The organism is Myxococcus virescens (assembly GCF_900101905.1).
In the GTDB taxonomy this organism is placed as follows: domain Bacteria; phylum Myxococcota; class Myxococcia; order Myxococcales; family Myxococcaceae; genus Myxococcus; species Myxococcus virescens.
Map to the genome: position 1 here is coordinate 440,481 of NZ_FNAJ01000005.1, position 23,529 is coordinate 464,009.

25 protein-coding genes, 1 tRNA gene and 1 pseudogene are annotated in these 23,529 nt (G+C 68.9%); 9 read left to right on the top strand and 18 right to left on the bottom strand.

Annotated elements, in window-relative coordinates; genetic code table 11:
• Positions 1 to 67 precede the first annotated feature (67 nt).
• The 9 genes and pseudogenes from BLU09_RS17785 to BLU09_RS17825 all read right to left on the bottom strand — a co-directional run.
• A complete protein-coding gene (locus BLU09_RS17785; RefSeq protein WP_244171815.1) occupies positions 68 to 1,114 on the bottom strand; it encodes a hypothetical protein in 1,047 nt (348 codons plus the stop codon).
• Between the two features lie 45 nt (positions 1,115 to 1,159).
• On the bottom strand, positions 1,160 to 1,621 hold the full coding sequence (locus BLU09_RS17790; protein ID WP_244171816.1) for a DsrE family protein: 462 nt from the start codon (positions 1,619 to 1,621) through the stop codon (positions 1,160 to 1,162).
• A gap of 43 nt (positions 1,622 to 1,664) precedes the next feature.
• Positions 1,665 to 2,738: a YeiH family protein gene (locus BLU09_RS17795; protein ID WP_244171817.1), complete on the bottom strand. Its 1,074-nt coding sequence runs from the start codon at positions 2,736 to 2,738 to the stop codon at positions 1,665 to 1,667.
• Positions 2,735 to 4,333 (bottom strand): bifunctional metallophosphatase/5'-nucleotidase, encoded by a 1,599-nt coding sequence (locus tag BLU09_RS17800; RefSeq protein ID WP_090490737.1) that lies wholly within the window; start codon positions 4,331 to 4,333, stop codon positions 2,735 to 2,737. The genes BLU09_RS17795 and BLU09_RS17800 overlap by 4 nt, the downstream gene beginning before the upstream one ends.
• Before the next feature lie 100 nt (positions 4,334 to 4,433).
• Complete coding sequence (locus tag BLU09_RS17805; protein ID WP_090490738.1) at positions 4,434 to 4,790, bottom strand: rhodanese-like domain-containing protein; 357 nt, start codon at positions 4,788 to 4,790, stop codon at positions 4,434 to 4,436.
• A gap of 210 nt (positions 4,791 to 5,000) precedes the next feature.
• Complete coding sequence (locus BLU09_RS17810; RefSeq protein ID WP_090490739.1) at positions 5,001 to 5,765, bottom strand: anti-sigma factor family protein; 765 nt, start codon at positions 5,763 to 5,765, stop codon at positions 5,001 to 5,003.
• On the bottom strand, positions 5,752 to 6,279 hold the full coding sequence (locus BLU09_RS17815) for an RNA polymerase sigma factor (RefSeq protein WP_090490740.1): 528 nt from the start codon (positions 6,277 to 6,279) through the stop codon (positions 5,752 to 5,754). Before BLU09_RS17815 ends, BLU09_RS17810 begins: the two co-directional genes overlap by 14 nt.
• A gap of 47 nt (positions 6,280 to 6,326) precedes the next feature.
• Positions 6,327 to 6,797: a DUF6691 family protein gene (locus BLU09_RS17820; protein WP_090490741.1), complete on the bottom strand. Its 471-nt coding sequence runs from the start codon at positions 6,795 to 6,797 to the stop codon at positions 6,327 to 6,329.
• Between the two features lie 10 nt (positions 6,798 to 6,807).
• A pseudogene (locus BLU09_RS17825) lies at positions 6,808 to 7,239 on the bottom strand (YeeE/YedE family protein); the annotation flags it as partial.
• A gap of 90 nt (positions 7,240 to 7,329) precedes the next feature.
• Between BLU09_RS17825 and BLU09_RS17830 the strand changes: the two are divergent.
• The 5 genes from BLU09_RS17830 to BLU09_RS17850 all read left to right on the top strand — a co-directional run bounded on the left by BLU09_RS17830 (position 7,330) and on the right by BLU09_RS17850 (position 10,572).
• On the top strand, positions 7,330 to 8,031 hold the full coding sequence (locus BLU09_RS17830) for an MBL fold metallo-hydrolase (protein WP_090490743.1): 702 nt from the start codon (positions 7,330 to 7,332) through the stop codon (positions 8,029 to 8,031).
• Positions 8,032 to 8,062: 31 nt separating this feature from the next.
• Positions 8,063 to 8,389, top strand: a complete 327-nt coding sequence (locus BLU09_RS17835) for a rhodanese-like domain-containing protein (protein ID WP_090490744.1) — start codon at positions 8,063 to 8,065, stop codon at positions 8,387 to 8,389.
• Between the two features lie 26 nt (positions 8,390 to 8,415).
• Positions 8,416 to 9,210 (top strand): sulfite exporter TauE/SafE family protein, encoded by a 795-nt coding sequence (locus BLU09_RS17840; RefSeq protein WP_090490745.1) that lies wholly within the window; start codon positions 8,416 to 8,418, stop codon positions 9,208 to 9,210.
• Positions 9,211 to 9,238: 28 nt separating this feature from the next.
• Positions 9,239 to 9,862 carry an SAM-dependent methyltransferase gene (locus BLU09_RS17845; RefSeq protein ID WP_090490746.1) on the top strand — a complete coding sequence of 208 codons (624 nt, stop codon included), beginning with the start codon at positions 9,239 to 9,241 and terminating at the stop codon, positions 9,860 to 9,862.
• 80 nt (positions 9,863 to 9,942) lie between these two features.
• A complete protein-coding gene (locus BLU09_RS17850; protein WP_090490747.1) occupies positions 9,943 to 10,572 on the top strand; it encodes a hypothetical protein in 630 nt (209 codons plus the stop codon).
• A 106-nt stretch (positions 10,573 to 10,678) separates the two neighbouring features.
• Here BLU09_RS17850 and BLU09_RS17855 read toward each other — a convergent pair whose 3' ends face one another.
• Complete coding sequence (locus tag BLU09_RS17855) at positions 10,679 to 11,266, bottom strand: imm11 family protein (RefSeq protein WP_244171818.1); 588 nt, start codon at positions 11,264 to 11,266, stop codon at positions 10,679 to 10,681.
• A 9-nt stretch (positions 11,267 to 11,275) separates the two neighbouring features.
• The gene (locus BLU09_RS17860; RefSeq protein ID WP_090490749.1) at positions 11,276 to 12,568 is read right to left on the bottom strand and encodes an AHH domain-containing protein; all 1,293 of its coding nucleotides are present in this window, start codon (positions 12,566 to 12,568) and stop codon (positions 11,276 to 11,278) included.
• Between the two features lie 686 nt (positions 12,569 to 13,254).
• Between BLU09_RS17860 and BLU09_RS39405 the strand changes: the two genes are divergently transcribed.
• Together BLU09_RS39405 and BLU09_RS17875 are read left to right on the top strand one after the other, a co-directional pair.
• Positions 13,255 to 13,401: a DbpA RNA binding domain-containing protein gene (locus BLU09_RS39405; protein ID WP_244171828.1), complete on the top strand. Its 147-nt coding sequence runs from the start codon at positions 13,255 to 13,257 to the stop codon at positions 13,399 to 13,401.
• A 350-nt stretch (positions 13,402 to 13,751) separates the two neighbouring features.
• A complete protein-coding gene (locus tag BLU09_RS17875) occupies positions 13,752 to 14,189 on the top strand; it encodes a hypothetical protein (RefSeq protein WP_090490751.1) in 438 nt (145 codons plus the stop codon).
• A gap of 279 nt (positions 14,190 to 14,468) precedes the next feature.
• Here BLU09_RS17875 and BLU09_RS17885 read toward each other — a convergent pair.
• Positions 14,469 to 14,543 (bottom strand) — tRNA-Thr (locus tag BLU09_RS17885).
• Between the two features lie 337 nt (positions 14,544 to 14,880).
• Here BLU09_RS17885 and BLU09_RS17890 point away from each other — a divergent pair.
• Positions 14,881 to 16,431, top strand: a complete 1,551-nt coding sequence (locus BLU09_RS17890) for a Glu/Leu/Phe/Val family dehydrogenase (protein WP_090490753.1) — start codon at positions 14,881 to 14,883, stop codon at positions 16,429 to 16,431.
• Positions 16,432 to 16,600: 169 nt separating this feature from the next.
• Here BLU09_RS17890 and BLU09_RS17895 read toward each other — a convergent pair whose 3' ends face one another.
• Positions 16,601 to 16,960: a PilZ domain-containing protein gene (locus BLU09_RS17895; protein ID WP_013940932.1), complete on the bottom strand. Its 360-nt coding sequence runs from the start codon at positions 16,958 to 16,960 to the stop codon at positions 16,601 to 16,603.
• A gap of 167 nt (positions 16,961 to 17,127) precedes the next feature.
• On the opposite strand from BLU09_RS17895, the gene BLU09_RS17900 reads away from it, so the two are divergent.
• Positions 17,128 to 17,763 (top strand): DUF6066 family protein, encoded by a 636-nt coding sequence (locus tag BLU09_RS17900; RefSeq protein WP_090490754.1) that lies wholly within the window; start codon positions 17,128 to 17,130, stop codon positions 17,761 to 17,763.
• Positions 17,764 to 17,775: 12 nt separating this feature from the next.
• Here the strand turns inward: BLU09_RS17900 and BLU09_RS17905 are convergent, their stop codons facing one another.
• From BLU09_RS17905 to BLU09_RS17925, 5 genes are all read right to left on the bottom strand, one after another.
• Positions 17,776 to 19,209, bottom strand: coding sequence for a trypsin-like peptidase domain-containing protein (locus BLU09_RS17905; RefSeq protein ID WP_090490755.1), 1,434 nt, complete (start codon positions 19,207 to 19,209; stop codon positions 17,776 to 17,778).
• A gap of 99 nt (positions 19,210 to 19,308) precedes the next feature.
• Positions 19,309 to 19,938 carry a nucleotide exchange factor GrpE gene (locus BLU09_RS17910; protein WP_090490756.1) on the bottom strand — a complete coding sequence of 210 codons (630 nt, stop codon included), beginning with the start codon at positions 19,936 to 19,938 and terminating at the stop codon, positions 19,309 to 19,311.
• A 106-nt stretch (positions 19,939 to 20,044) separates the two neighbouring features.
• The gene (locus tag BLU09_RS17915; RefSeq protein ID WP_090490757.1) at positions 20,045 to 20,290 is read right to left on the bottom strand and encodes an RNA polymerase sigma factor region1.1 domain-containing protein; all 246 of its coding nucleotides are present in this window, start codon (positions 20,288 to 20,290) and stop codon (positions 20,045 to 20,047) included.
• 112 nt (positions 20,291 to 20,402) lie between these two features.
• Positions 20,403 to 22,427, bottom strand: coding sequence for an ATP-dependent zinc metalloprotease FtsH (ftsH, locus tag BLU09_RS17920; RefSeq protein WP_090490758.1), 2,025 nt, complete (start codon positions 22,425 to 22,427; stop codon positions 20,403 to 20,405).
• A 175-nt stretch (positions 22,428 to 22,602) separates the two neighbouring features.
• Positions 22,603 to 23,529: an SdiA-regulated/phytase-like domain-containing protein gene (locus BLU09_RS17925; protein WP_090490759.1), complete on the bottom strand. Its 927-nt coding sequence runs from the start codon at positions 23,527 to 23,529 to the stop codon at positions 22,603 to 22,605.

Consider the following 23,529-nt stretch of genomic DNA (forward strand, 5'->3'; position numbering starts at 1 on the left):
ATCGGAAGAACGCCCAGTCACCAGGATGCCTTCCTGGATGGCGCCTGGAGGTTACATCGCGCAAAACCTAGCGCCGGTGCTGAAGCGACAGGCCGAGTTGACCGCTGGACGCGCCATGCCCGGGAGGCCGCCAGCTCCCGCCCAGCGTGGCGCGAAGCGCCTGCCGGCGGAGATACCAGCTGAGCCCGGCATCCAGCCGCGCCCCGCTCGGGGCGTCCGCCAGGGCGCCGCCCGTGACTCGCGCCACCAGCGCCCACGGCTCGAGCACCGTGGCCCCCGGCCCCGGCAGGTTGAGACCCGCGCGGACGTGGGCGAGCAGCGCGTGTCCCTGGGGGGAGGTCACCTGGTGGAGCTCGGCCGAGAGCACCAGCGGGCGCAAGCGCAGGAGCGCGTCCACGCCCCAGGAGCGTGCGTCGCCCCCGGGTTCCGTGCTCCCTTGCAGGGCCAGGGTGAGGCCCGGTCGAAGGCCGAAGTCATTCATGGGCAGGCTGAGGGAATACGCCTCCGCCTCGGGCGCGCCCAGGGTGAGCGCGGCGCGGGCCACGAGCAGCGGCGGTCGCCACGCCCCCTCCGGCCCGGGGCGGTACACCACCACGCCCGAATCATAGCGCACGCTCCAGCCCTCCCCCCGGAGCAGGCCCCCCACGTCCACCCCCGGCGCGCGCCCCGACTCCGTCCCGGTGAGGTGCTCGCGCAGGAGGCCTTGCGTGAAGGCCTTGTCCAGCGAGTCCACCTCGAAGCCACTGGTGAGGCTCTCCCGGCCCACCTGCGGACGGAACAGCCCCACGCTCAGCCAGGCACGCTGGGGCAGCACGGTGAAGGTGACGCTGGCCTCATGGAGGGCCAGCGGCGGTCCCTGGAGCGGACCGGGCAGGAGGACGAGCCGGTCGAACGACACCTCCAGTCCGCCCCGCACCCACGGTGACCCGGTCAGGTGGAGCCCCACCCGCCCACGTCGCAGGCTCACGGCGGCGGCGCCCTGGGCGCTCAGCCCCTGATCGATTCGGACCTGGAGCGCCTCCCTGATTTCCAGCCGCGGCCCCTCCTCCACCACCTCCTCGGCCCAGCCCGGCCGCGCCATGCCGGTCAGGGCCAGCAGGCCGAGGGACAGCACGGTCCGCGTCCTGCGCGTCGCGCGCTCCATGGGGGCCACGACTCGCTAGTAGCGGATGACCTGGTAGCCCTCGGCCACCAGGCGCGACAGCTCCGCGACGCCGTCGTCCACCACGTCGGCCTGGGGCTGGAGCGTCTTCGGGTCGATGCCATACTTCTTCAGCGCGGTGCCACACGCCACCAGCCGCACGCCAGCGGCCTTCGCCGCCTGGGCCGCCTCGCGGACCTCCGCCGGCACGGCCTTCACCGTCGGGTCCAGCGCCACCACCGCGCGGCCGTAGGTGAGCCACACCACGTCCGAGAGGTAGCCCGACTCCTTGGCGTTCTTCACGTGCCGGAGGGAGCTGGAGAGGGTGCCCAGGTCCTCCAGGCCCGTGGTGGCCACGAAGACGAGCTTGCCCTGGCGAGCGGGCACCTCCTTCTTCGCGGGCGGGGACGGCGGCGCGGCGAGCGAGGCCAGGGGCGCGGTGACGAGCGCGATGACGAGCAACGGCAGGAAGCGATTCATCTGGACGGACTCCGATGTGGTTCGAGGACGACGGGTTCGAGGACTACTGGATGGACAGCACATGGATGAGCCCCCAGGCGGACACCGCCAGGGCGGCGAAGCCAACGAGGCCCGCGTAGACGACCCGCATGCCCGCGCGGCGGACCATGCTCAGGTGGGTGCCAAGCCCCATGGCCGCCATGGCCATCACCATGAGGAAGACGCTGGCGGTGGAGAGCCACGCCTTGGCGGCGGCGGGCACCACGCCCACCGAGCCCAGCACGCCCACCGCGAGGAAGCCGATGACGAACCACGGGATGGGTGGCTCCTTCAGCGAGTAGCGCACCTGCCCGCCCGCGCCGGAGACCAGCCCCAGCACCACGAGCGCGGGGGCCAGCAGCACCACGCGGGTGAGCTTGACCAACGTGCCCAGGTCCCCGGCGGAGGTGCCCCAGGTGAAGGCCGCGGCCATGACCTGCGCCACCTCATGCAACGTGGCGCCCGACAAGATGGCGAGCTGCGCGGTGCTCAGCCCCAGCAGCGGCCCCACGAAGACGTAGAAGAGGACGCCCACCGTGCCCAGGATTCCGCACAGCCCCACCGCCAGCGTGGTGTCCTCCTCCTCCGCGCGGGTGACGGAGCTGGCGGCCACCACGGCGCTGGCGCCACAAATGGAAGTCCCCACCGCCAGCAGCGTGCCCAGCTTCTCCGGCACGCCGAAGCGCTTCGTCACCCAGCGGATGCCCAGAATGCCGCCGACGATGACGGCCAGGGCCAGCAGCAGCACGCGTGGGCCCACCTTCGCCACCAGCCCGAAGTCGAGCCGCGCGCCCATCAGCACGATGCCCAACCGCAGCACCGTGCGCGCCGAGTAGCGCGTGCCCTCCATCAGGCCGGGGGCCAGCCCCAGGGCCGTGCGCAGTGAGATGCCAATCAGCAGGGCCACCGTGAGGGGCCCCACCACCTTGAGGCCGGGGAGCGTGGCCAGCCCGTAGCTGACCACCGCCAGTCCAGCGGCGAGCGCGATCCCCGGAAGCCGCCGGCGCCAGGGGCCTCCAGGCGGAGGCGCGGCGGAAATCGAGTCGGAAGCGAGAGGTGCGGTCATTTCAGGGGGACGGTGGGGGGAAGTCGCGCTCACGGTTGGACCTGCTGGGTGCGGAGCACGGCCGGCAGGTCCTCGCCCACCGCGCGGCCCTCCAGCGACTCACTCAGTCGCGGCTTGCCGGCGAGGAAGCGGCGCACCGCCTCGTGCGCGTCCATGTCGAGCACCTGCGGCTCCTGAACGCCGGGGATGCGGCAGAGCATGTCCGGCGAGTCCCCTTCCCGCTCGCAGGCCGTCACGGTGTAGAGGCGCTCGTCCACCACCGGCTCGCCAGCGACCTCCAGGGCGAGGAGGCGCTGCCCCTTGGGGGCCTCCGAGCGGAAGCGCACCGTCATCCCCGAGGGGCGCGGCAGCCACCCGCCGAAGCGCTTCTCCGGGTCCTTCGCGAAGACGTTCTCCAGCTCCTGCTCCCAGAAGGCGCGAAGCTGGCGGCCACTCACCTTGCCCGTCTTCAGCTTGTTGGTGATGGGAAAGAAGTTCCACAGGTCCGCCTCGCGCACGGGGCCGGGCAGCAGCGGCGTGCCGAAGCGGAAGCCGTTGGAGAGGCCAATCTCCGTCCCGCCAGCGGCGCGGATGGCGTCAGCCAGCACGTTGTCCAGCGGGTTCTCCACCACCGCGTAGCGCGCGAGCGTCACGTCGGTGTGCCCCACCGGCGAGGACAGCTGCTCGTCATAAGGCGCGAGCGAGGCGTCCACGAGCCGCGCCATCTCCGGGTCTTCGGGGAAGCGCGACGCGGTCAGCTCGATGAGCTCCCAGCGGCGGTCCACCACCTTCCCGTCCTCCAGCCACAAGTCCATCCGGCCGAGGAAGGAGCCGAAGGCGCCGGGCTCCACCACCCAGCTCCCGGCCTGCTCGATGGGGACATAGGTGCGCTCATGCGTGTCGCTGGACAGGTGGGCGTCCACGCCAGACACCCGGGCGGCGATCCCCACGGCCTTGGCGAGCCCCACGTGCGACATCAAGAGCACCACCTGGGCGCCCTCGCGCTCGCGCACCTCGCGCACCAGCTCCGGCAGCGCCTCCGGGCCGTCGTAGCGCAGCCCCTTGCTGTACCCCGGGGGCTGGCGGCGCGGGACGTCCGGGTCCGTGAAGCCCACCACGGCCACCTTCACCCCGCCCACCTCCTTCACCAGGTACGGCGGAAAGAGCCGTTCACCGCTGGCCGCATCACGCAGGTTGGCAGCGAAGAGCGGATGCTTCAGCTCACGCGCGCGCTGGCGCAGCACCGCGGGGCCGTACACCACCTCCCAGTTGCCGGGCACCGCGCCGTCCAGCCCGAGCGCATTGAGCGGTTCGATGAGGACGCCGCCCTCGGTGAGCGCAGCCGCGCCCGAACCTTGAATCGTGTCGCCGGCGTCGAGCACCAGCACGTCACCACCGCGCTCGGCCCGAATCTGTTGGATGGCGGCGGCAACGCGAGCGAAGCCGCCCGCCATCTCGATGCGCTCCTTCCCATCGCGCCAGAAGAGCTCCGGGTGGGCGCGCAGTTGCGCATGCAGGTCCGCCACGTAGAGGACGGTGAGCTGCTGGCGCTGGGACGTGAGAGCGCTCGCGCTGACCGGGGGCCGGGATGAAGCACAGCCGGCGGCCAGGACGAGCAGCGCGCCGAGCGCGGACAGGAGACGGGACATCGTGGAGCACCTTGCGAGGAGTGAAGGGAGACAGCGGAAGTGACACGAGGTGTGCCGCGCGAAGTTCCCGGACGGCGGCTCACCTCGAACGCCTCGCGCATCACGGCCACGTCGACATGGGGCCGAGATTGAAGACGTCCTGGAACCCCTGCTCCTTCAACAGGCGCTCGGCACGGCCGCTGCGCGCGCCACTGCGGCAGTAGACAACCAGGGGCGTCTGCGGCGAGCCAAGCTCTCCGAACCGCCGTGCCAGTTCATCCACCGGGATGTTCACCGCGCCGGGCAGGTGACCGGACGCGAACTCCTCGGGCGTGCGGACATCCACCAGCGTGGCGCCTGCCTCCACCCTGCGGCGGGCCTCGGACCCCACCGCGGCGTCACCTGGACGCGGGCGCGTACAGGCGGTGAAGAAGAAGAGACCCATGAACACAGCGGCGACGACGAAAACGACCTTCATGGCGCGGCTCCAAGCGACACCGGTGGCCACCGGCCCCCGGGAAGTGCGTACAGCCTGGTGAGAGCCAGGGCGACGGCCGAAGGATTCAGCGCCCTTCCCGCCCGGCAGCCCGGCCGCGACCAGGGCACGCAGACGCGCGCACTCCCGCCTCCCCAATGGCCGGCGGGGACGGTTCGGCCGCCGCTTCCGGCAGGGCCCCGCCCCAGCGCCTCAGGGAGCGAGGCGGGCCAGCGCGGCCAGGAGCACCGCGGGCTCCAGTTCGGAGACGGCCAGCGCGGCCCGCTCGCCCCCACCGGGCAGCACGCAGATGCGCTCGCCCACGGGCCCTTGCGTGCACCGAGGCCCGTCACCAGCGAAGCGGGCCGCCTCCTGCGCCGCCGCCGAGCCCGGCAGGGGAAGGAAGAGCGTCATCGCCTTGCCCTCCTCGTGCCGGTACAGCAACGAGGCGGAGAGCTTTCCATGCAACCGGCAGCGACGGGCACCCAGCAGCGTCGCGCCTGGCACCACCGGCACATCCACCGGATAGCCCACCTCCCGCGCCACCCACGCCCTCACCTCGGCCGGGTCCGAGGACTCGAACTCACAGGGGGCGATCCGAGAGAAGGCCTTGAGGTGGTGCCGCTCGAGGTCCATCGCCAGCGCCTCGTTCATGCCACTGGGCCATGACGTCCAGAGGACTCCCACCGACGCGAGCATCGCGGCCAGGCCCGCCGCCAGCCTCCGCCGCATGGGGAAGGACGGCCGGGGGCGCGGCGCCAGCCGCGTGACACGCTCCGCCAGTTCGGGCGGCACTCGCTGCTCCGCGGCGCCCTCCGCTCTCAGCGCCTGCCGCAACGACGCGTAGCGGGCAGCCTCCCGGGCACAGCCCGCGCATCGGGACAGGTGGTGCGCCACCGCCTGCTGCTCATGCACCTGGACCTCGCCGTCGAACCACGCGGAGAGACGCTCCTGCCACTGGGGGCTACAGGCTTCCATGGACCTTCTCCTTCTCGAGGAAGTCGAGCATCGCCAGCCGCGCCCTCGCCAACCGCGAGCGCACGGTGCCCACCGGGCAGCCCTGCACCTGGGCAATCTCCTCGTAGCTCAGCTCCTCGACTTCCCGCAGCCACAACGTGTCGCGCCACTCCGGCGCCAGGGAGTCGAGCGCCGCCTGCATCCCCGCACTCAAGGTGCGGGCGTGCAGCTCCGCCTCCAGGTCCGCGGAGGGCTCCGGAGGAAGCGCCCGGCCCAGCCCGCCCTCCAGCACCTCCAGGTGAGGCCGCAGCCCCCGGCGGGAGTTGAGATACACGGTGCGCTGTACGGCGAGCAGCCAGGCCTTGAGGCGCGCGGTCTCTCTCAGCGCCCCGCGCTGCTCCAGGGCGCGCGCCAGCGTCTCCTGGACCAGGTCATCCGCCTCCGCGGCGCTGCCCGTCAGGCGACGCCCCACCCGTCTCAAGACGGGCAGGTGCTCCAGGGCACGTTCGATGAAGGCGCGGGCGCTCACAGTCATGAGGACACGTTGGGGCGGCTGGAAGGTTCCCGGAGAAGGACGCGGGGCTAGGGAGCGGGCGTGACGCCTACGTGCGAAGTCCCTGGACGCGGTGCACCCACGCCGCTCCGCGCCTGCATCACCTGCGCGAGGTAGAAGCCCGCGAACATGGCGGGCACGAAGACGAGCAACGGGAAGGCCCCGGTCGCCAGCGAGGTGAGCGCGGGACCGGGACAATAGCCGCCCAGCCCCCAACCCACACCGAAGAGGGCCGAGCCCACGAGGAGCTTCGCGTCCGGCTTGCTGGCGGCGAACGCGGGAAACCTCGCGGCGAACAGGGGCTGCGCGCGCCGGTGGATGAGGGGCCGCAGCGCCGCGTGAACGGCGATGGCGCCACCCATCACGAACGCGAGCCGGTAGTCCCAGTCGCCTGCGATGTCGAGGAAGCCGAGGACGTTGGCCGGGTCCGTCATGCCGGCGAGGCCCAGGCCGAGGGCGAAGATGAGGCCACTGAGGAACGCACTGAGGGAGGAACGCATGGGGCTTTCTCTAGAGGACGTGGCGGACCAGGAAGACGGTGAGGACACCGGTGGCCATGAAGGTGAGCGTGGCGGAGATGGAGCGGACCGAGCCCCGGCTGATGCCGCAGACGCCGTGTCCGCTGGTGCAGCCGTTGCCCAGCCGCGAGCCGAACCCCACCAGCAGTCCGGCCCCCACCAGCAGCCAGAGGCCGCCCGCGCTCGGAGTCGAGGGCGCCGGGAAGGAGCCGGGGCGCAACCAGGCGAGCAGCAGCCCCCCGGCGAGCAGCCCCGCGAAGAAGAGCACACGCCAGGCGACGTCACCGCGCACGGGGGCCAGCAGCGAGCCTACCACGCCGCTGATGCCGGCGACCCGGCCGTTGGCCAGGAGCAACAGGGAGGCGCTCAGCCCGATGAGGGCCCCGCCCAGGAGAGGAAGGAGGATGGAGGAAGTCATGTCTCGGTAAGAGCCGGGCTTTGGTGAAGAGGATTCACCGACGCCGGCAGAATCCTTCTTCCACGCCCCCGGCTCTCATGGACAGGAGGCTTCGACATGATTTTCCGGCAGCTTTTCGATTCCGAGTCCTCGACGTACACGTACCTCATCGGCGACGAGGCCACGCGCCAGGCCGCCCTCATCGACCCCGTGCTGGAGCAGGTCGACCGCGACCTGCAGCTGGTGGCCGAGCTGAACCTCACCCTCACCCACGTCTTCGACACCCACGTCCACGCCGACCACATCACCGCGGCGGGTGCACTGCGGGAGCGCACGCAGGCCACAGTGGTGGGGAGCGTGAACGGCGCCAGTTGCGCCAACGTCCAGGTCCGCCACGGGGACGAGGTGCGCGTCGGGCAGCTCGTCTTCCAGGTACTCGCCACCCCGGGACACACGGACGACAGCATCAGCTACCTGCTCGGCGACCGCGTCTTCACCGGGGATGCGCTGCTCGTGCGCGGCAACGGACGCACCGACTTCCAGAACGGGAACGCGAGCCAGCTCTACGACAGCCTCACGCGCGTCCTCTTCACCCTCCCCGATGAGACGCTCGTCTACCCCGGCCACGACTACAAGGGCCGCACGGTGACGAGCATCGCCGAGGAGAAGCGACACAACCCCCGCGTGGCCGGCAAGAGCCGGGAGGAATTCATCCACATCATGGAGAACCTCAACCTGCCCAAGCCCAGGCTGATTGACGCCGCCGTCCCGGCCAACCGCGCCTGTGGACACACGGCACCCTCACCCCAAGGGGCTTGAGCGCCCTGACCTCTTCGCAGGAGTCCCGACCATGACACCCCGCCCCTATCAGGACATCACGCCCTCGCAGCTCGACACGCTCGGCCCCGAGGTGCGGCGCATCGACGTGCGCGAGCCGGACGAGTACACCGGCCCCCTGGGCCACCTGCCTGGAGCCGAGCTCGTCCCCCTGGGCACGCTCGAGGCCGCCGCCAGCGCGTGGCCGCGCGAGGCGCCGCTGCTGCTCATCTGCCGCTCGGGCGGGCGCTCCGCGCAGGCGGCGCGGCTGCTCGCCCACGGCGGCTTCAAACACCTCTTCAACCTGGCAGGCGGGATGCTCGCCGTGCGCGACCCGCTCGCGCCGCGGCCCCAAGGCTGAGCGCGCGTCGCGACAGGACGGACACCATGCCCCTTCTCGGCTTCTCCCTCGCGGCGCTCATGGGCCTGTCGCTCGGCCTGCTCGGCGGTGGTGGCTCCATCATCACCGTCCCCATCCTCGTGTACGTCCTGGGCTTCGGGGCCAAGGAGTCCATCGCCATGGGACTGGCCGTGGTGGGCGTCACCAGCCTCTTCGGTGCGGCGAGCCACTGGCGCAGGGGCAACGTCCAGTGGAAGGCGGCCCTCGTCTTCGGGACGGTGGCCATGGCGGGCACCTACGCCGGGGCGCGCCTGTCCGCGCTCATCTCCGGGACGACGCAGCTGCTGCTCTTCGCCACGGTGATGCTCGTCTCCGCCGTGTTCATGTTCCGCAATGGCCGGAAGGACTCCGCGCAGGCGCCCGAGCCCCGGAAGGCGTCATTCCCCCTCATGGCCCTGGCCGCCCTCGGAGTGGGCGGCCTCACCGGTCTGGTCGGCGTGGGCGGCGGCTTCCTCATCGTCCCGGCGCTGGTGCTGCTGGTGGGCCTGCCCATGAAGCAGGCGGTGGGCACCAGCCTGCTCGTCATCGCCCTCAACTCCCTCGTGGGCTTCGCTGGCTACCTCGGCCACGTCGAGGTGCCCTGGGTCTCCCTTGGCATCTTCACGGCCATCGCCGTGGTGGGCATCCTGCTGGGCACCTGGGCGTCCCACTTCGTCTCCCAGGCGACGCTCAAGGCAGCCTTCTCCGGCTTCCTCGTCGTGATGGGCGTCTTCATCTTCTTCAAGAACCGGGAAGCGTTGGGGCTGGGGGCCGGCGCCGGCACGACGCAGAATGCCCACTGACGTCATGCAGAACTCCAGGAGGAGCACCATGGCCGAGCAGCCCCCCGACGCAGCCACTCAATGGGACGCACGCTTCAGTCACCCGGCGTATGTCTATGGCACCCAGCCCAACGACTTCCTCGTGGAGATGGCCTCACGCCTCCCTCCCGGCGGGCGCGTGCTGAGCCTCGGTGAGGGCGAGGGCCGCAACGCCGTCTACCTCGCCTCCCTGGGCCACGCCGTCACCGCCGTGGACGCGTCGAGCGTGGGGCTCCAGAAGGCGAAGCAGCTGGCAGTCGAGCGCGGCGTCAACATCGAGACGCGCGTCAGTGACCTGGCGCACTTCACCTTCGCGCCGGAGGCGTGGGACGCGGCCATCGTCATCTTCTGTCACCTGCCCCCCGCCCTGCGGCGGCGGGTGCATGGCGCGCTGGTGAAGAGCCTCCGCCCCGGTGGCCTGGTCCTCCTCGAAGCGTACACGCCCGCTCAGCTGGGCTTCCGCACGGGCGGTCCGCCTGTCGAGGAGCTCCTCTACACGGCGGAGGCCCTGCGCGAGGACTTCGCGGGGCTGGAGCTGCCCGTGCTCCGTGAGCTGACGCGCGAGGTCCGCGAGGGGACCCTGCACACCGGCAGGGCCGCCGTGGTGCAGCTCGTCGGTCGCAAGGCGACGTGAGTCTGGACTTACACGGGCGGAGGACACCTGCTCCGGCGCCGTGTCCGCACGCGCGCCGGAGGAACACGTAGAATCGCTCGATGCCCGCCTACGACTACAGCAAGCTATTCGGAGAGATTGAGCGCGTCGTGAAGTCGGACCTCTCCGTAGCGGAAGCACTCCTGCACATCATCCAGTTCTGCGAGGCAGCACGCCCTCATCCAGACTGGTCCGCCCTGCGGGCGCTCGATGTGGAGAGCGACCTCCGGCAACTCCAGCAATGGCTAGAAACCATCATGCGGACAGCGCCGCCGCCAGCGGCCATCACCGGCCTATGGTTTGGTCTCTTCAACCCGACCGTGCAGGGGCGCGTGACAGCGGACATCCATCTCATCGGGGCCCCCTATGACGCGACCGACCCCGATTGGCTGTTTCGGCAGCGGTGGGGCAAGGGCACGCCCGTCTCGGGCTCCACCGTCCTCGATTCCATCTACCAACTCGCCTACGGGCGCGAGGACGGCCTCGGGAACGATGCCGAATACCCCCTGGCGCTGGCATACGCCGCGCTCGCAGTCCGGCGTCTCGCACAGCGCATGGGGCCGAGCCTCCTCGGGGATGCCGCCCAGCGAGTCCTCCTCGTCGGCTTCGATTCCGGCGATTTCCTGTGCATCGGCTCAGTCCAGAAGGACGGCCTCGTCTTCTCTCGCAGCACCGGGGTGATGGCTTCGTGAGCGCCGTCGTGTGGCCCTCTCAAGTCGGGGCCACACGCGACACCGGAGGCAAGCCCTAGATTTTGAAAGTCGGAATCGTCGCCAGCTCGGCACTCAGCACCGACCGTCAATGAAGGTCGGGAGCCTCGGTCACGCGCTCGAACGACACGCCCAGGTTCCCGACTCGTTCGAGCGCGTTCTTGATGTCCTCCGAGACAATGAAGGCGATCTTGAACTTCTTCAGCCGAAAGACGTGCGCGCCCTCAGTCTTCAAGGGGTCGATTCGCAGTCCGTAGATCCAGTTGTACTCTCCTTCATATCCAGGGGCAGGGTCGCCCTCGTCATAGTGATGCACCTCCCGGCACCGTGCCTCGTCTATGGCGTCAACCACCCTGATTGCATTGACGACGAAGTACCGTTCGGACTCTCCCTCTATCGACACCGGAAACAGTTGGACGTCATCGGGAGCCAGTGTCCTGAAGACATTCGCGAGTGCTTCGCTGACGATAGGTGTGCGTTCAACCCCTCCAAACACAAACGCGCGCTTCGTACCCGGATGTGAAATCTTAGAATTGATGGAGCCAGGGTCTGCAAGGACACACCCATCTGTGAACATCCAAGGCTCGTCGAACTCTTCGCCGGTTGTCCGCGTGGGTGTCTCAACAAGCCATCGAGGCACGTCCGCCAAGCCTACCCAATAGAAGTTCCGTTCCACCCTACCCTCCTACTTTACGATGAAGCTGCGCAATTCTGAGCCCGGAGTAAGCAACTCGTCTGCAATCTTCGCGAGTTCCTTCAGCAAACTGGCCCGGCAGCTCTCCGTCGTTCTGCAACGCGTAACAGACCGTTCAAGGCGAGTCATCACCTGATTGTGATAGAATTCGGGATGAGGACCCTCGTGCCCATTGAGCCGCACCTTGTTTGCAGCGTCCTCAAGAGTCATCCCGGCCTTCTTGAAAATCCTCTCGCACTCTGGCGTCCAAGGACCGCCAGTCGCGTCGGAGATGGGGCTCTTGTTCGTGCAGATGTGGTGAACCGGCCCCGTCTCATCGCCAGGGAACCGCCCCTCCCCGTACATCAGCAGGGCCGCAGCGGCTCCGGGTGATAGGGCGACGTTCAGGACACCGGCAGCGGGAAGTGCGATGTACGTGACGCCGCCATTCATCGCCGCACCGAGCTGAAACCCCGCCTCGGCCTGCGCTCGAATCGCGGCCTGAGGGAAACCCGGGAGTCTCGGCCCCTGGGCTGCCATCGCGTTCTTTCCTCCAAGCGCCGCCATGACGACGAGCACCAGGACGCGCGTGCCGTTCGTGCCGAGCACCCGCCCGAACCGATGCCCGATGTCTTGTAGCTCGATGACGCTCATCGCCGTCCCCGCATCATCCCACAACCGGACGAATCCGCGCCCGATCTCCCAGACAGGCACCACGCCCAGGTAGGCCACCATCGCCGCCGTCAGAGCTACCGCGATGACCTTGGTGACGGGCTCGGGCAACGCCAGCGTGAGGAGCAGTGTCAGCGCGGCCGACGTCACCAGGGCCTTGAGCGCCGCCGGGTTCAGCACCTTGCCGACCTCGGCCTCGACGCTCGCCCAAACGGTGTCGAGCGCGAAGGACAGCGCCAGGAGCGTCCGGTCCTTTCGCGAGAACGTCAGCCCCGTCCCGCCCACCAGGGTCAAGCAGTCGTCCGCGTCGGGGCAGATGCGCGCGTACAAAGACTCAGGTGAACTCCCCGAGCCGGAATCAGCAAGGCCCTTCGAGGATGCCAGCAGGGTCCAGGAGCGCCCCCATTCTCGTTCATCCGCAGCGTCAGCCGCTCGGAACGCAACATCCATGCGCATGTCGAGGATGAGCCGCGTGAGGGCAGACTTGAATTCGTCCTCGCTCACTTCCACTGGGTCAACATCTACCGACTCGTGGACGAGTCGCTGACCATTTCCAGCATCGATATGGACAACGCGGGTGGTCGCACACCCCGCCGAAAGAAGCAGCAACGGCACCACCACAACCAATCGCATATCATCCCCCGAAGGCGCCCTGGGGTTCGGGACGCGCTGCAGCCTGACTTTTGGGCCTGACAACTCCAGTGGAGTTCGCGCAGCAGCATCCTACCACTGAAATCCTAAGTCAACCTACACACCTCTCAGGTTGCACTGTCCTTAAGGCGCCACCTATCGAAGAGTGGATTGCCCCACCACACCCCTGGTAGGTTGTTCGCTCTATGAGACCTACCCAATTCACAAGATCTATCCTGACTTTCGCAGCACTAAGCCAGAGAGCGTGAATCCGCTCAGGGGGTACCCGAAGCGCCAGGTGTCCCATCCGTCCTGAGCGACGCAGCCTCCGCAGGAGGCGGACAGCGTTTGGATGGAATGCCGCCCTCTGCGCGGTAAGCATCCAGCTGAAGTAAGTCTTCTTGAGGCAGTCCCAGGAGTTCTCAATCCAGTTGAACGTCTCGGAGGTGCACTTCTGCAGCCGGAAGGCGCGAACGTAGGGGAGCGCCGCCTCGAGGGCAGTCCTGGCGAGGCGGGAATTGAAGGGCACCCCGTTGTCGAGCACGAGCACAATGTGTCTGCCGGTGCGCCCCCCCAGGCGTACGTTCATCGCATCGGCCGGACGTGACACGTGGGGCGGCGTGGGCTGGCGCTCTCGCTGGTGACGCGCTCGGACCATCCTTGGGGCGCTCACGGGCGAGGCGGGTGGACTGGCCGCGCCGGACGCGGACAAGATCGAGCTCCACGACCGCCACGCCTTCGTCGCGGTCTCCAAGCGCGTCGCGAAGATGGCCCATCCTCGATTGAGCGAGGGACACATCAAGGGGCGCAAGCACCGCATCGAGCGCGTGCGGTAGTCGCCTTCTCCCCCCCCCCAGATTCTCAAAGTATGAAATCATCCGAGTAATATGTTTCGCGTGAATTAACTCGCCGTATGCGCGGTCCCAGGGGGGCCGATAGCGCTCGCGAGTGCTCGTCGGCAGTTTCGCGCTGCTGTGGTCGCGAGTTCAGGGCCGCAGCTCGCGAGAGCAAACCCTCGCATCAAAGGACTCATCCTGTGAATACGTCGTTCATTCGTTGGCCGTGCGCGCTCGTTGGACTCTCCCTCGGGGCCCTGCTCATTGCTTGTGGAGGTGACTCGGAGCCGTCCAATCCAGACGGAAACGGAAACGGAAACGGAGGAGAGGGGACTGACACGGAAACAACTGTGAATGGCAGACCCGCGAGCGAGTACTTCGCACAGTTCGCCTATGAGAAATACGCTGGCGCCCCGGGTGGCGCGGTGGAGTTCCCCGCCCAGCGGGATGGCATCAACCTGTTCGCCGCGACCGCCTTTCTGAAGCAAGACAAGAGCTTCATCCTCTACTACGCCGAGGGCGCGGGGACCGTGCGCTCCAATGGCTACACCGCCGAGATTCCGCTCTCCCGCATGTTCAAGCGCACCGGCACCTGGAGTGTCAGTGGAGGCTCGTTGAAGCTCGGCGACCTGATGACCTGCCAAGGCCTGATGGTGGACGGCAACGACGCGCTTCGCTGCACGTTGGACCGGACCATTGGCTATGCGGACGCAGTGGGGAAGAGCGCGACGTTCACGCGCTCGACCAACTCGTCGCCGAATGACAGGCAGTGGGCCGACTACAAGTAACGAGGACCGGAATGGAGGATCCGAGCAGTGCCGCTGACAGGGGCCGCCGGAGCAGTGAGCCAAGCGGGTGGAGAAGCCGCGCAGCCCCATGGGGTACAACGCCGACCCCTCCCGCGTCGTTCACGTACGCCAGCACTCGCCGCCTGCCGCCACACCTCACGCAGGCGAACACGTCGAAGTTGAACGTCCTCCGGCCTGACTGAAGCAACGCCCGAGCGTTGATCGCGGCGGAAAAGGAAAAGGGCTGGTTGCCTGAAGCAACCAGCCCTTCTCTCTTCTTGGAGCCGACACCCAGGATTGAACTGGGGACCTACTGATTACGAATCAGTTGCTCTGCCGCTGAGCTATGTCGGCGCGACAGGTGCGCGGGGAGTACCATGGCGGCTCATGTCCGGCAAGCAGAAATGAAGGCGAGTACTCACCCTCCCCGCCACTCCGCCCATTTTCCGCGCGCCCGCATCGTTGGTTTTCCAACCATCCCCACGATTGACCACCCTGACACGGATGACACACCGCGTCTGTCGCAGGTGACACATCGCGTTGACATAAGTGCCCGTTATCGCTCCAGATTCTTGGGAGAGGACGGGTGCTTGGCGCGGTTGAAGTCTCGGAGCGCCTATGTACATAAGGGCCCCGCTACCCCCACGTGCCTCGCCCACGAGCGGCGACGCGACAAGGAGCATCTCCCGTCATGGCCAGCGAAGAGAATTTCATGCGTGCCCCGGCCCCTACGCCCAAGCGCACCGTCTACACCGAGGCGATGGAGATCTTCCATCGTGCCGCGGACCTCATCGCGCTGGACAAGCGCGTCCGCCTCGAGTTGGAGGAGCCGGACTACGAGCACATCTTCTACGTCACGGCGAAGCTGAAGGACCGCCTCGTCCCGCTCTCCGAGGAGAAGGCGCGCACCTTCTCCAACCTTCCCGAGACGCAGGTCCGCAACAAGGAAGGCCTGGAGCTGCTGGCCAACGGCAACATCATCCTCAACGGCCGCGCCCTGCTGGGCTCGGACGTGGACATCCGCCAGGGCCACCTGCGCCTGCCCGACGGCAAGGTGTACCAACTGGTCCCCGGTGAGTCGCAGCGCTTCAAGGCCTACCGCGTGCAGCACAACCAGGCGCGCGGCCCCTACAAGGGCGGCCTGCGCTACCACCGCGAGGTGTCCCTGGACCTCTTCAAGGCCCTGGCCGCGGAGATGACCTGGAAGACGGCCATCGCCGAGGTTCCGTTCGGCGGCGGCAAGGGCGGCATCCAGATCGACCCGCGCGAGTACGGCCGCGAGGAGATCGAGGCCATCACCCTGCGCTTCATGTACCGGCTCAAGAGCATGATTGGCCCGGACATCGACATCCCGGCGCCGGACGTGGGCACCAACCCCGGCATCATGGCCCTGCTCTACCGCCAGTACTCGGACGGTGAGCGCGAGCGCCACAACCTGCGCGGCATCGTCACCGGCAAGGACGTGCGCATCGGCGGCTCCGAGGGCCGCCACAAGGCCACCGGCCAGGGCGTCGCCTTCTGCATCGAGGACTACTACGCCGACCGCGGCGAGTCCGTGAAGGGCAAGACGTTCATCATCCAGGGCTTCGGCAACGTGGGCAGCCACGCCGCCAACATCCTGTCGCAGATGGGCGCCCGCCTGCTCGCGGTGAACGACGCCGACGGCACCATCTTCAATGGTGACGGCATCGACGTGACCGCGCTCTCCGCGTACGTGCAGGACCCCAAGAACCTCAAGCGCAGCGTGCTCGGCTTCCCGGGCGCCCAGCGCATCGAGAAGAAGGACCTCTGGGACGTCCAGGCGGACATCCTGGTCCCCGCGGCCCTGGGCGGCGAAATCACCGCCGAGGTGGCCGAGCGCCTGCGCGTCAAGCTGGTGGCCGAGGGCGCCAACGGCCCCACCACCCCGGAGGCCGACCGCATCCTGGAGAAGCGCGGCATCGAGCTCATCCCGGACATCATCGCCAACGCCGGCGGTGTGACGGTGAGCTACTACGAGTGGATCCAGAACAAGCGCATGGAGCGCTGGAGCGAGGCCGAGGTCGACCAGCGGCTCGAGCGCGCCATGAAGCGCAACTACCGCATCATCCGCGACATCTCGCGCAACCAGCCGCGCAAGACGGAGATGCACGACAGCCGCCAGTACTGCATCGGTGAGACGGTGGACACCCGCTGCGCCGCCATGATTCTGGCGCTCAAGCGCATCGAGGCCCACTACCTCCTCGAGGGCTTCTCGCAGTAGTCGAAGCCGCGGGCACCCGCCCACGGCTGGAAACACGAAGGGCACGGTCCTCCATCTGGAAGGCCGTGCCCTTTCGTTTTCGCCGGGCCCCGAGGTTGGCTTGGGCGGCCCCCGCTGCTGTTCCGGGAAGCGCCAGGCCGCGAAGCCCCTCACGGGCCCCGGACGGATGTCAGTGCATCACCCGCTCGCGGTCCACCAGCAGGAGGGGCGCGTCGTCCTGCGTCTCATAGGCCACGATGCGCAGCCCCACGCCGCGGCTGCTGCCCTCGCGCCCGTCCTTGCGCCCGAAGGCCAGGGCCACCTGGTAGCGGACCTCGCACAGGCACGTCATCTCCGTCCCGTCCTCGCCGGCGAACGTCACCTTCAGCTTCTCGCCCAGGCCCACCTGGTCCCGGACCTCCACGAACATGCCCCGCGCGCTGATGTTGCGGCCCACCCCCCGAAGCATCCCATCCTGGGTGGTGAGGTAGACGGTGAAGACCTTGTCGAAACGGAGGTGGGAACGGCGCTCGTGAGGACGCTCAAACATGGGGGTAGCTCCCGGAACAGGTGGTGACAGGCGCAACCTACACGGTAGCCACATGTAGGCAAGTTCTTCACCTACATCCACCCCTGCACACCCATGTAACGAGTGCCGGACACTTTCCGAAATGGCACGATTCCGGGCTGACCCCCTGTTCCCCGGAGACCTCGCCCGTGAATCGCATCCTCCTCGCCGCCGCCCTCTTCCTCGCGCCCGCGCTCGCCCTGGCAGACGCGGACCCTCGCTTCGCCAAGCTGCGAGACGAAGCCGAGCCGCTGGGCGGGCTGGGGACCTTCCTGGAAAAGTTCGTGGGCGCGTGCGACGGCCCCTTCGTGGACTCGCAGTGCAAGGCCAACGCGGAGGCGTTCCGGAAGAAGTACCAGGGCAAGCGGCTGTACATGATCGTCACCGAGGACGACGCCACCATGCTCACCCCGGGGCCCTATTCGCTGGGCACGGGCGAGTACAGCATCAACATCACCCCGTTCTTCCCCGGCGGCAGCTCGGCGCTCACGCACGGGGCGCCCAAGAAGACGGACGGCAACGGAAACCCCATCCTCCCCTACCTCACCGTCACCGGTGACATGCCGGCGGGGTGGAACCTGCAGATGTTCAACCGCCTCTTCTCCACGCGCTCGGTGCGGGCACAGATTGTCTTCACCCCGCAGAGCGTGTGGACCCTGCCCAAGAAGGGCGGCGGGAAGAGCCACGGCGTGACGGCGCGCATCGAAGCCATCTTCATCACCGAGGGTCGCAGCGGCCAGGCCATGGGCCTGTGGCTCCACGGCAAGGACGCCAAGAAGCGCTAGGCGGGCGTCACCTCACCGGGCGATGGCGATGTACTGGAGCGCCTCGCCCCGCTTCACCCGCAGGAGGATGCTGACCCCGGCGCTCCCCTTCCCCAGCGCCGCGCGCACCCCGGCCACGTCCTTCACCCGGCGGCGGTTCACTTCCGTCACGACGTCTCCCGCCCGCAGGCCGGCCGAGTCCGCCGGGCTGCGCGGCGTGACACCCGACACCAGCACGCCGGACCAAGCCGTCTCCCCCAGGGGCGCGGCCACCTCCGGCGTGAGGTCGCGGATCACCAGCCCCATCTCCTCCTCGCTGGCCGTCCGCTGGATGAGCCCCTCGGTGGCCTCCTGCGCGGGGCGCGCCACCAGCCGCACCGTCACGTCCTGCGTCTCGGTGCCCCGCGTCAGCGACAGGCGCGCCTCGGTGCCCGGCGCCAGCAGCGCCACCTTGCGCAACAGCTGCAGGTAGGAGCCGATGGGCCGCCCGTTCACCGCCACCAGCCGGTCTCCGGGGCGGATGCCCACGGCCGCGGCGGGGCTGCCCTTGTAGACGTCCTTCACCAGCGGGGCCTGGCGCTCACCGCCCCCATGGCTCCCGTCATCATTGATGACGACGCCCAGCCACCCACGCTCCAGCTTGCCGTTCTCCCGGAGGTTGGGCAGCAGCTCCTTCACCAGGTTGCTGGGGACCGCGAAACCAATGCCCTGCCCCTGACTGATGATGGCGGTGTTCACCCCCACCACCTCCCCCTTCATGTTGAAGAGCGGCCCACCGGAGTTGCCGGGGTTGATGAGGGCGTCCGTCTGGATGAAGTCGTCGAACTGGCCCACGCCCAGCACGCGCTCCTTGGCGGAGATCATCCCGTGGGACACGGAGTGGTCCAGGCCAAAGGGGTTGCCAATGGCCACCACCCAGTCGCCCACCGCCATCCGGTCCGAGTCCCCCAGGTAGACGGCGGGCAGCTTGCCCAGGTCCACGCCGCTGAGCCGCAGCAGCGCCACGTCCGTGGAGGCGTCACGGCCCACCACGGAGGCGGCGAACTCGCGGCCATCCGCCAGACGCACGGCAATCTGCTGCGCGCTGGCCACCACGTGGTTGTTGGTGACGACGAGCCCGTCTGGCGTCAGCACGAAGCCGGAGCCGGTGGACTTCTTCATCCCCTCCAAGCCACCGGCCCGGGGCCCCACGGTGGTGATGTTGACGACGCTCGCCTCCACCGCGCGGATCAGCGGCGCCAGCGAGGACGGGGGCACGAAGTGGGGGATGCCCGGGTCTCCCTCGGCGCGCTCGCGCCACAGGCCCAGGCTGCCCGTCTGCCCCTCGACACCCGCGGCCTGCGCGGCGAACCACGCGGCATGCTCCCGGGCCCGCGCGGGAAGCCACGCGTCGAGAGGACCCTCGGCGGCCGCCGCGACCGGGACGAGCGCCAGCACCAAACACAGGGAGAAGAATCGGGAGAGCACGGAGCGGCAGTCTACACGGCGGACCAGGGTCGAGCGGACTCAACAGCCTGGCCCGGCGCCCCCTTCCCGTGAGTGACGGGGGCGCCCTGGACGGCGGCGTCAGGCCTGGACGGGGGCGACGTACTTCGCCACCTTCACCCGGGCCGGACGGATGATGCGGTCCTTCAGCCGGTAGCCCGCACGCAGCTCGGCGACGATGCGGTGGTCCTCGTCCGGCGTGGTGGTCACTTCCATGTCGACCGCATCGGCCGTGTTCGGGTCGAAGGGCTGCCCGACGACCTCGAGGCGCTCGATGCCCGTGGACTGCGCCTTGCGCAAGAGCTCGGCACGGATCATCCGGACGCCCTCGGCCAGCGGCGAGGTGTCCTGGGCGCTGACGGACAGGCACCGGTCCAACTCGTCAATGGCCTCCAGCAGCGTGATGGCCACGTTGCCGCGCTCCACGTCCAGCATGCGCTCACGCTCCCGCGTCACGCGCTGCTTGAACTCCTCGCGGTCCTTCTCCGCGGCCTGCACCGCGCGGACGGCAATGTCGAACTTCTTGCGAAGCGTCTCCAGCTCCGCGGCCATCCGCTCCCGCTCCGCGTCCTGGCCGGCAGCCGCGTGCTCCTCCGGAGCCTGCTGCTGGGAGGAAGTCTCCTCGGCGGCGGAAACAGGTCCCTCGCTGTTGGCGGAGGGGGGCTGCTGGGTGGCTTCGGGGGCTGCGTCGGTGCGGGTGTTACCGGCCATGTCTAACCTGAGGCGATGGTGGGTGCGCAGTCGCGCGCGAGAGGATAGGGAGTCACTGCTGCCCGGAACCTAACCGCGAGGCGGCCCCTGTCAACGCGGGAGCGAGCTAGTGCTCCTGCGGCGCGGCGGGAGACTCGGCCATGAAGCCGTGGTCCACCTGCCCTGTCACCTCGTCGATGATTTCCACCTGGGCGGCCCGGAGCGAGTAATAGAGGAGCCACCGCTCCGCCGCCGTCAGGGTTCCCGCCGGCAGGGCCTCCTCAATCTCCTGAACCGTGAGCCGGCCCTCCTTGAGCCCCTTCGCGAAGAGGGCCTTGCGGGCGATGTAGCTCTTACCGATCCTGTTCTCCACGGCGACGCCTCCTTTCCGCTAAAGATAATTTCGCCCACCGGCCACCGCAGGACGTCGCGGTGGCGGTGGGCTTCGGGACGGCAGGAGGGCAGGCGCCCAGCCAGCCGAAGCCTCAGGAGTCGAGCGCGTCCGAGTGTTGAGTGGGCGGCGTCTGGTCATCATTGCCCCCGACGTCCACCGGGTGCGCGGAGATGACCTGACGCGCCTCCGGGTGCAGCAGGCCGCGCTGCGCCAACACCTTGGGCCCCAGAATCGTCACCATGGTGTCCTCCTCCACCACCTCCACGGCCAGGAGCCGGGCCGCCAGCGCCTGGGCCCTGTCCTTGTGGGTGGTCAGCACCTGACGGGCCCTGTCGAGCGCTTCACTGACGAGCTTGCGCACCTCCTCGTCAATCATCCGCGCCGTCTGCTCGGAGTAGCTGCGCGTCTCCGGCACGCCCGCCGAGCGGAGGAAGCCCGGGCCATGATCCGCGCTCAGGGCCACCGGCCCCAGCGTGCTCATGCCGTAGTCCCGCACCATCATCCGGGCCATTTCCGTGGCCTGGCGGATGTCGTTGGACGCGCCGGTGGAGATTTCCCCAATGAAGATCTCCTCCGCGGCCCGGCCGCCCATCATCCCCGCCATCTTGTCGCGCAGTTCGTCCAGCGACATGAGATAGCGGTCCTCCAGCGGCAGCGACATGGTGTAGCCCAGCGCCGCCAGGCCGCGCGGGATGATGGACACCTTCGTCACCCGCTCCGCGTGAGGCAGCATCCACCCCACCACCGCGTGGCCCGCCTCGTGGTGCGCGACAATCTCCTTTTCACGCTCGTTCATCCGGCGGTTCTTCTTCTCCAGACCGGCGACGACACGCTCGATGGCTTCCTCGAAGTCCGCCCGCATCACCGCGTCGCGGTTGCGGCGCGCGGCCAGGAGCGCGGCCTCGTTCACCACGTTGGCCAGGTCCGCGCCCGCGAAGCCCGGGGTGCGCGAGGCAATGGCCTTGAGGTCCACGTCCGGTCCCAACTTCACGCCCTTGGCGTGAATCTCCAGCACGCGCTCGCGGCCCCGCTTGTCCGGCCGGTCCACCAGCACCTGCCGGTCGAAGCGGCCCGGACGCATCAACGCGCTGTCCAGGATCTCCGGACGGTTGGTGGCCGCCAGGATGATGAGCCCCGCGCGGCTGTCGAAGCCGTCCATCTCCGCGAGCAGCTGGTTGAGCGTCTGCTCACGCTCGTCATGTCCACCGGCCACGCCCGAGTTGCGGCTCTTGCCAATGGCGTCCAGCTCGTCGATGAAGATGATGCACGGCGCCTTCGACGTGGCCTGGGCGAACAAGTCGCGGACTCGCGCGGCGCCCACGCCGACGAACATCTCCACGAACTCGGAGCCCGACAGGCTGAAGAAGGGGACGCCCGCTTCCCCCGCAACGGCTCGCGCCAGCAGCGTCTTGCCCGTACCCGGAGGGCCCACCAGCAGCACCCCTTTGGGGATGCGCCCGCCCAGGCGGCGGAACTTCTCGGGCGTCTTGAGGAACTCGACGATTTCACGCAGCTCGTCGACCGCCTCGTCCACGCCCGCCACGTCCTTGAAGCCCACGCCGGTATCGGCCTCGGCCTGCACCTTGGCGCGCGTCTTCCCGAAGCTCATGACGCTCTGCGGGCCCTGGCCCATGCCGCCGGCCACCCGGCGCATCATGAAGCTCCAGAAGAGGAAGAAGAGGCCCAGGGGCAACAGCCATATCCACAGCGCCTCGCCCAGCCCTGACTGCGGCACGGCCTCGAACTGGATGCCCTTCTGCTCCAGCAACGGCACCAGCCCCTCGTCACCGGCGACGCGGTAGGCCATCCACGGCAGGGCGCTCGGCTCGCCGCGCAGCGTGCGCTCCCCGTCTGCCGGAGGAGGAGGCGGCTGTGCCGTGTCCTTGAGGAAGCCCTTCACCCACTCGTTCGAAATCTGGACCCGGCTGAAGTTCCCGGCTTCCACCCCGTCGCGGAACTGGCTGTAGCTCACGCGCCGCACGCCCGCGTCCTGGAAGACGTTGCGGAACAGCAGGAAGCCCAGGACGAGCAACAGGATGTAGCCCAACGGTGAGCCGAACTTGAACCCCTTCCCCGTTGGCGTTGGCTTGTCTGTCTTCTTTCCGCGTGGGCCCATCCCAGGCGGCAAATCCTGTGGCTTCATCGTCGGCACGCTCGACCCTCCCCCTCCCCCGCCCACGCGGACACAGTGACCGCGAGGCGTCTTCCCTGGCGGGCCAAAGATGTTCACCGTTGCCATACCGTCAACCCGCCAGGCGGGCTTCACGGCATGTGCGGGCCCTTGCGGCGGATCAGCGACACCCGATCAACCACAAGGGTTGGCCAGTGAACTCCGTGCCCAACAAATAGCCGTTGCCGTCTTGCACGAAGGTGATGGCTTCTGCCTGGGCCTGGCTCCCGCTCGGAACCTCGACGAGCTGTCCTTGCAGCAGGTCCTCCAGCCGCGCGGCGTCGGGGCGGCGCAGCTCGTACGCGCGCGAGTAGGTGCGCAGCAGCAGCCGCTCACCGGAAGAATGCAGGGAGGCCGCGGTGGTGGCCCGGTCCATCCCGAGCGGCGCCGTCAGCGTCCCCAGCTTCCGGGCCTGGATGGGGGTCTCCGCGCTCAGCCCATCCAGCGCGAAGACATCCCCCAGGGAGTCCAGCGTCTTGGTGATGACGGCCAACCGGCCAGAGCGGGCGTCGATGATAACCGACTCCGCGTCGCGGGGCCCGTCCGGGTACATGAAGGACAGCACCTCCACCGGCACCGTGGCGTCCTCGAGCGCCTCCGGCTCTGGCAGCCGGTAGAGCCGCACCTGCTCCCGGCGCGCGAAGTTGTCACCGATGTCCGCGAGATAGACGCAGCCGCGCGACGCCCCCGGGGCGCAGGGCCCCACCGTGACGTCCTCGATGTCGCGAGGGGTGGCCCCGGTGAGCGTCAGCCGGGCGAGGATGGCGCCCTTCGCGTCCATCGCGAACAGCTCGAAGCCGTTGCCGGAGTCGTTGTGCGCCCAGAAGGCCCCCGGGTGGCGCTGGCTGGCGGCCAGGCCGGAGAGCTCGGGCAGCTCGTCGGGCACGGTGCCGGACCGCTGAGGCTCGCCGTAGAGCGTGCACCCCGGCACGCCCTGGGCAGGGACCTGGTTCGTCGCCTCGGGTGGAGGCGGCGCGGGCGGCGGCTTGGAGCGGGAGCACGCGCCCAGCACTCCGGCCAGCAACGCCAGGAGGAGACGGCACGGCAC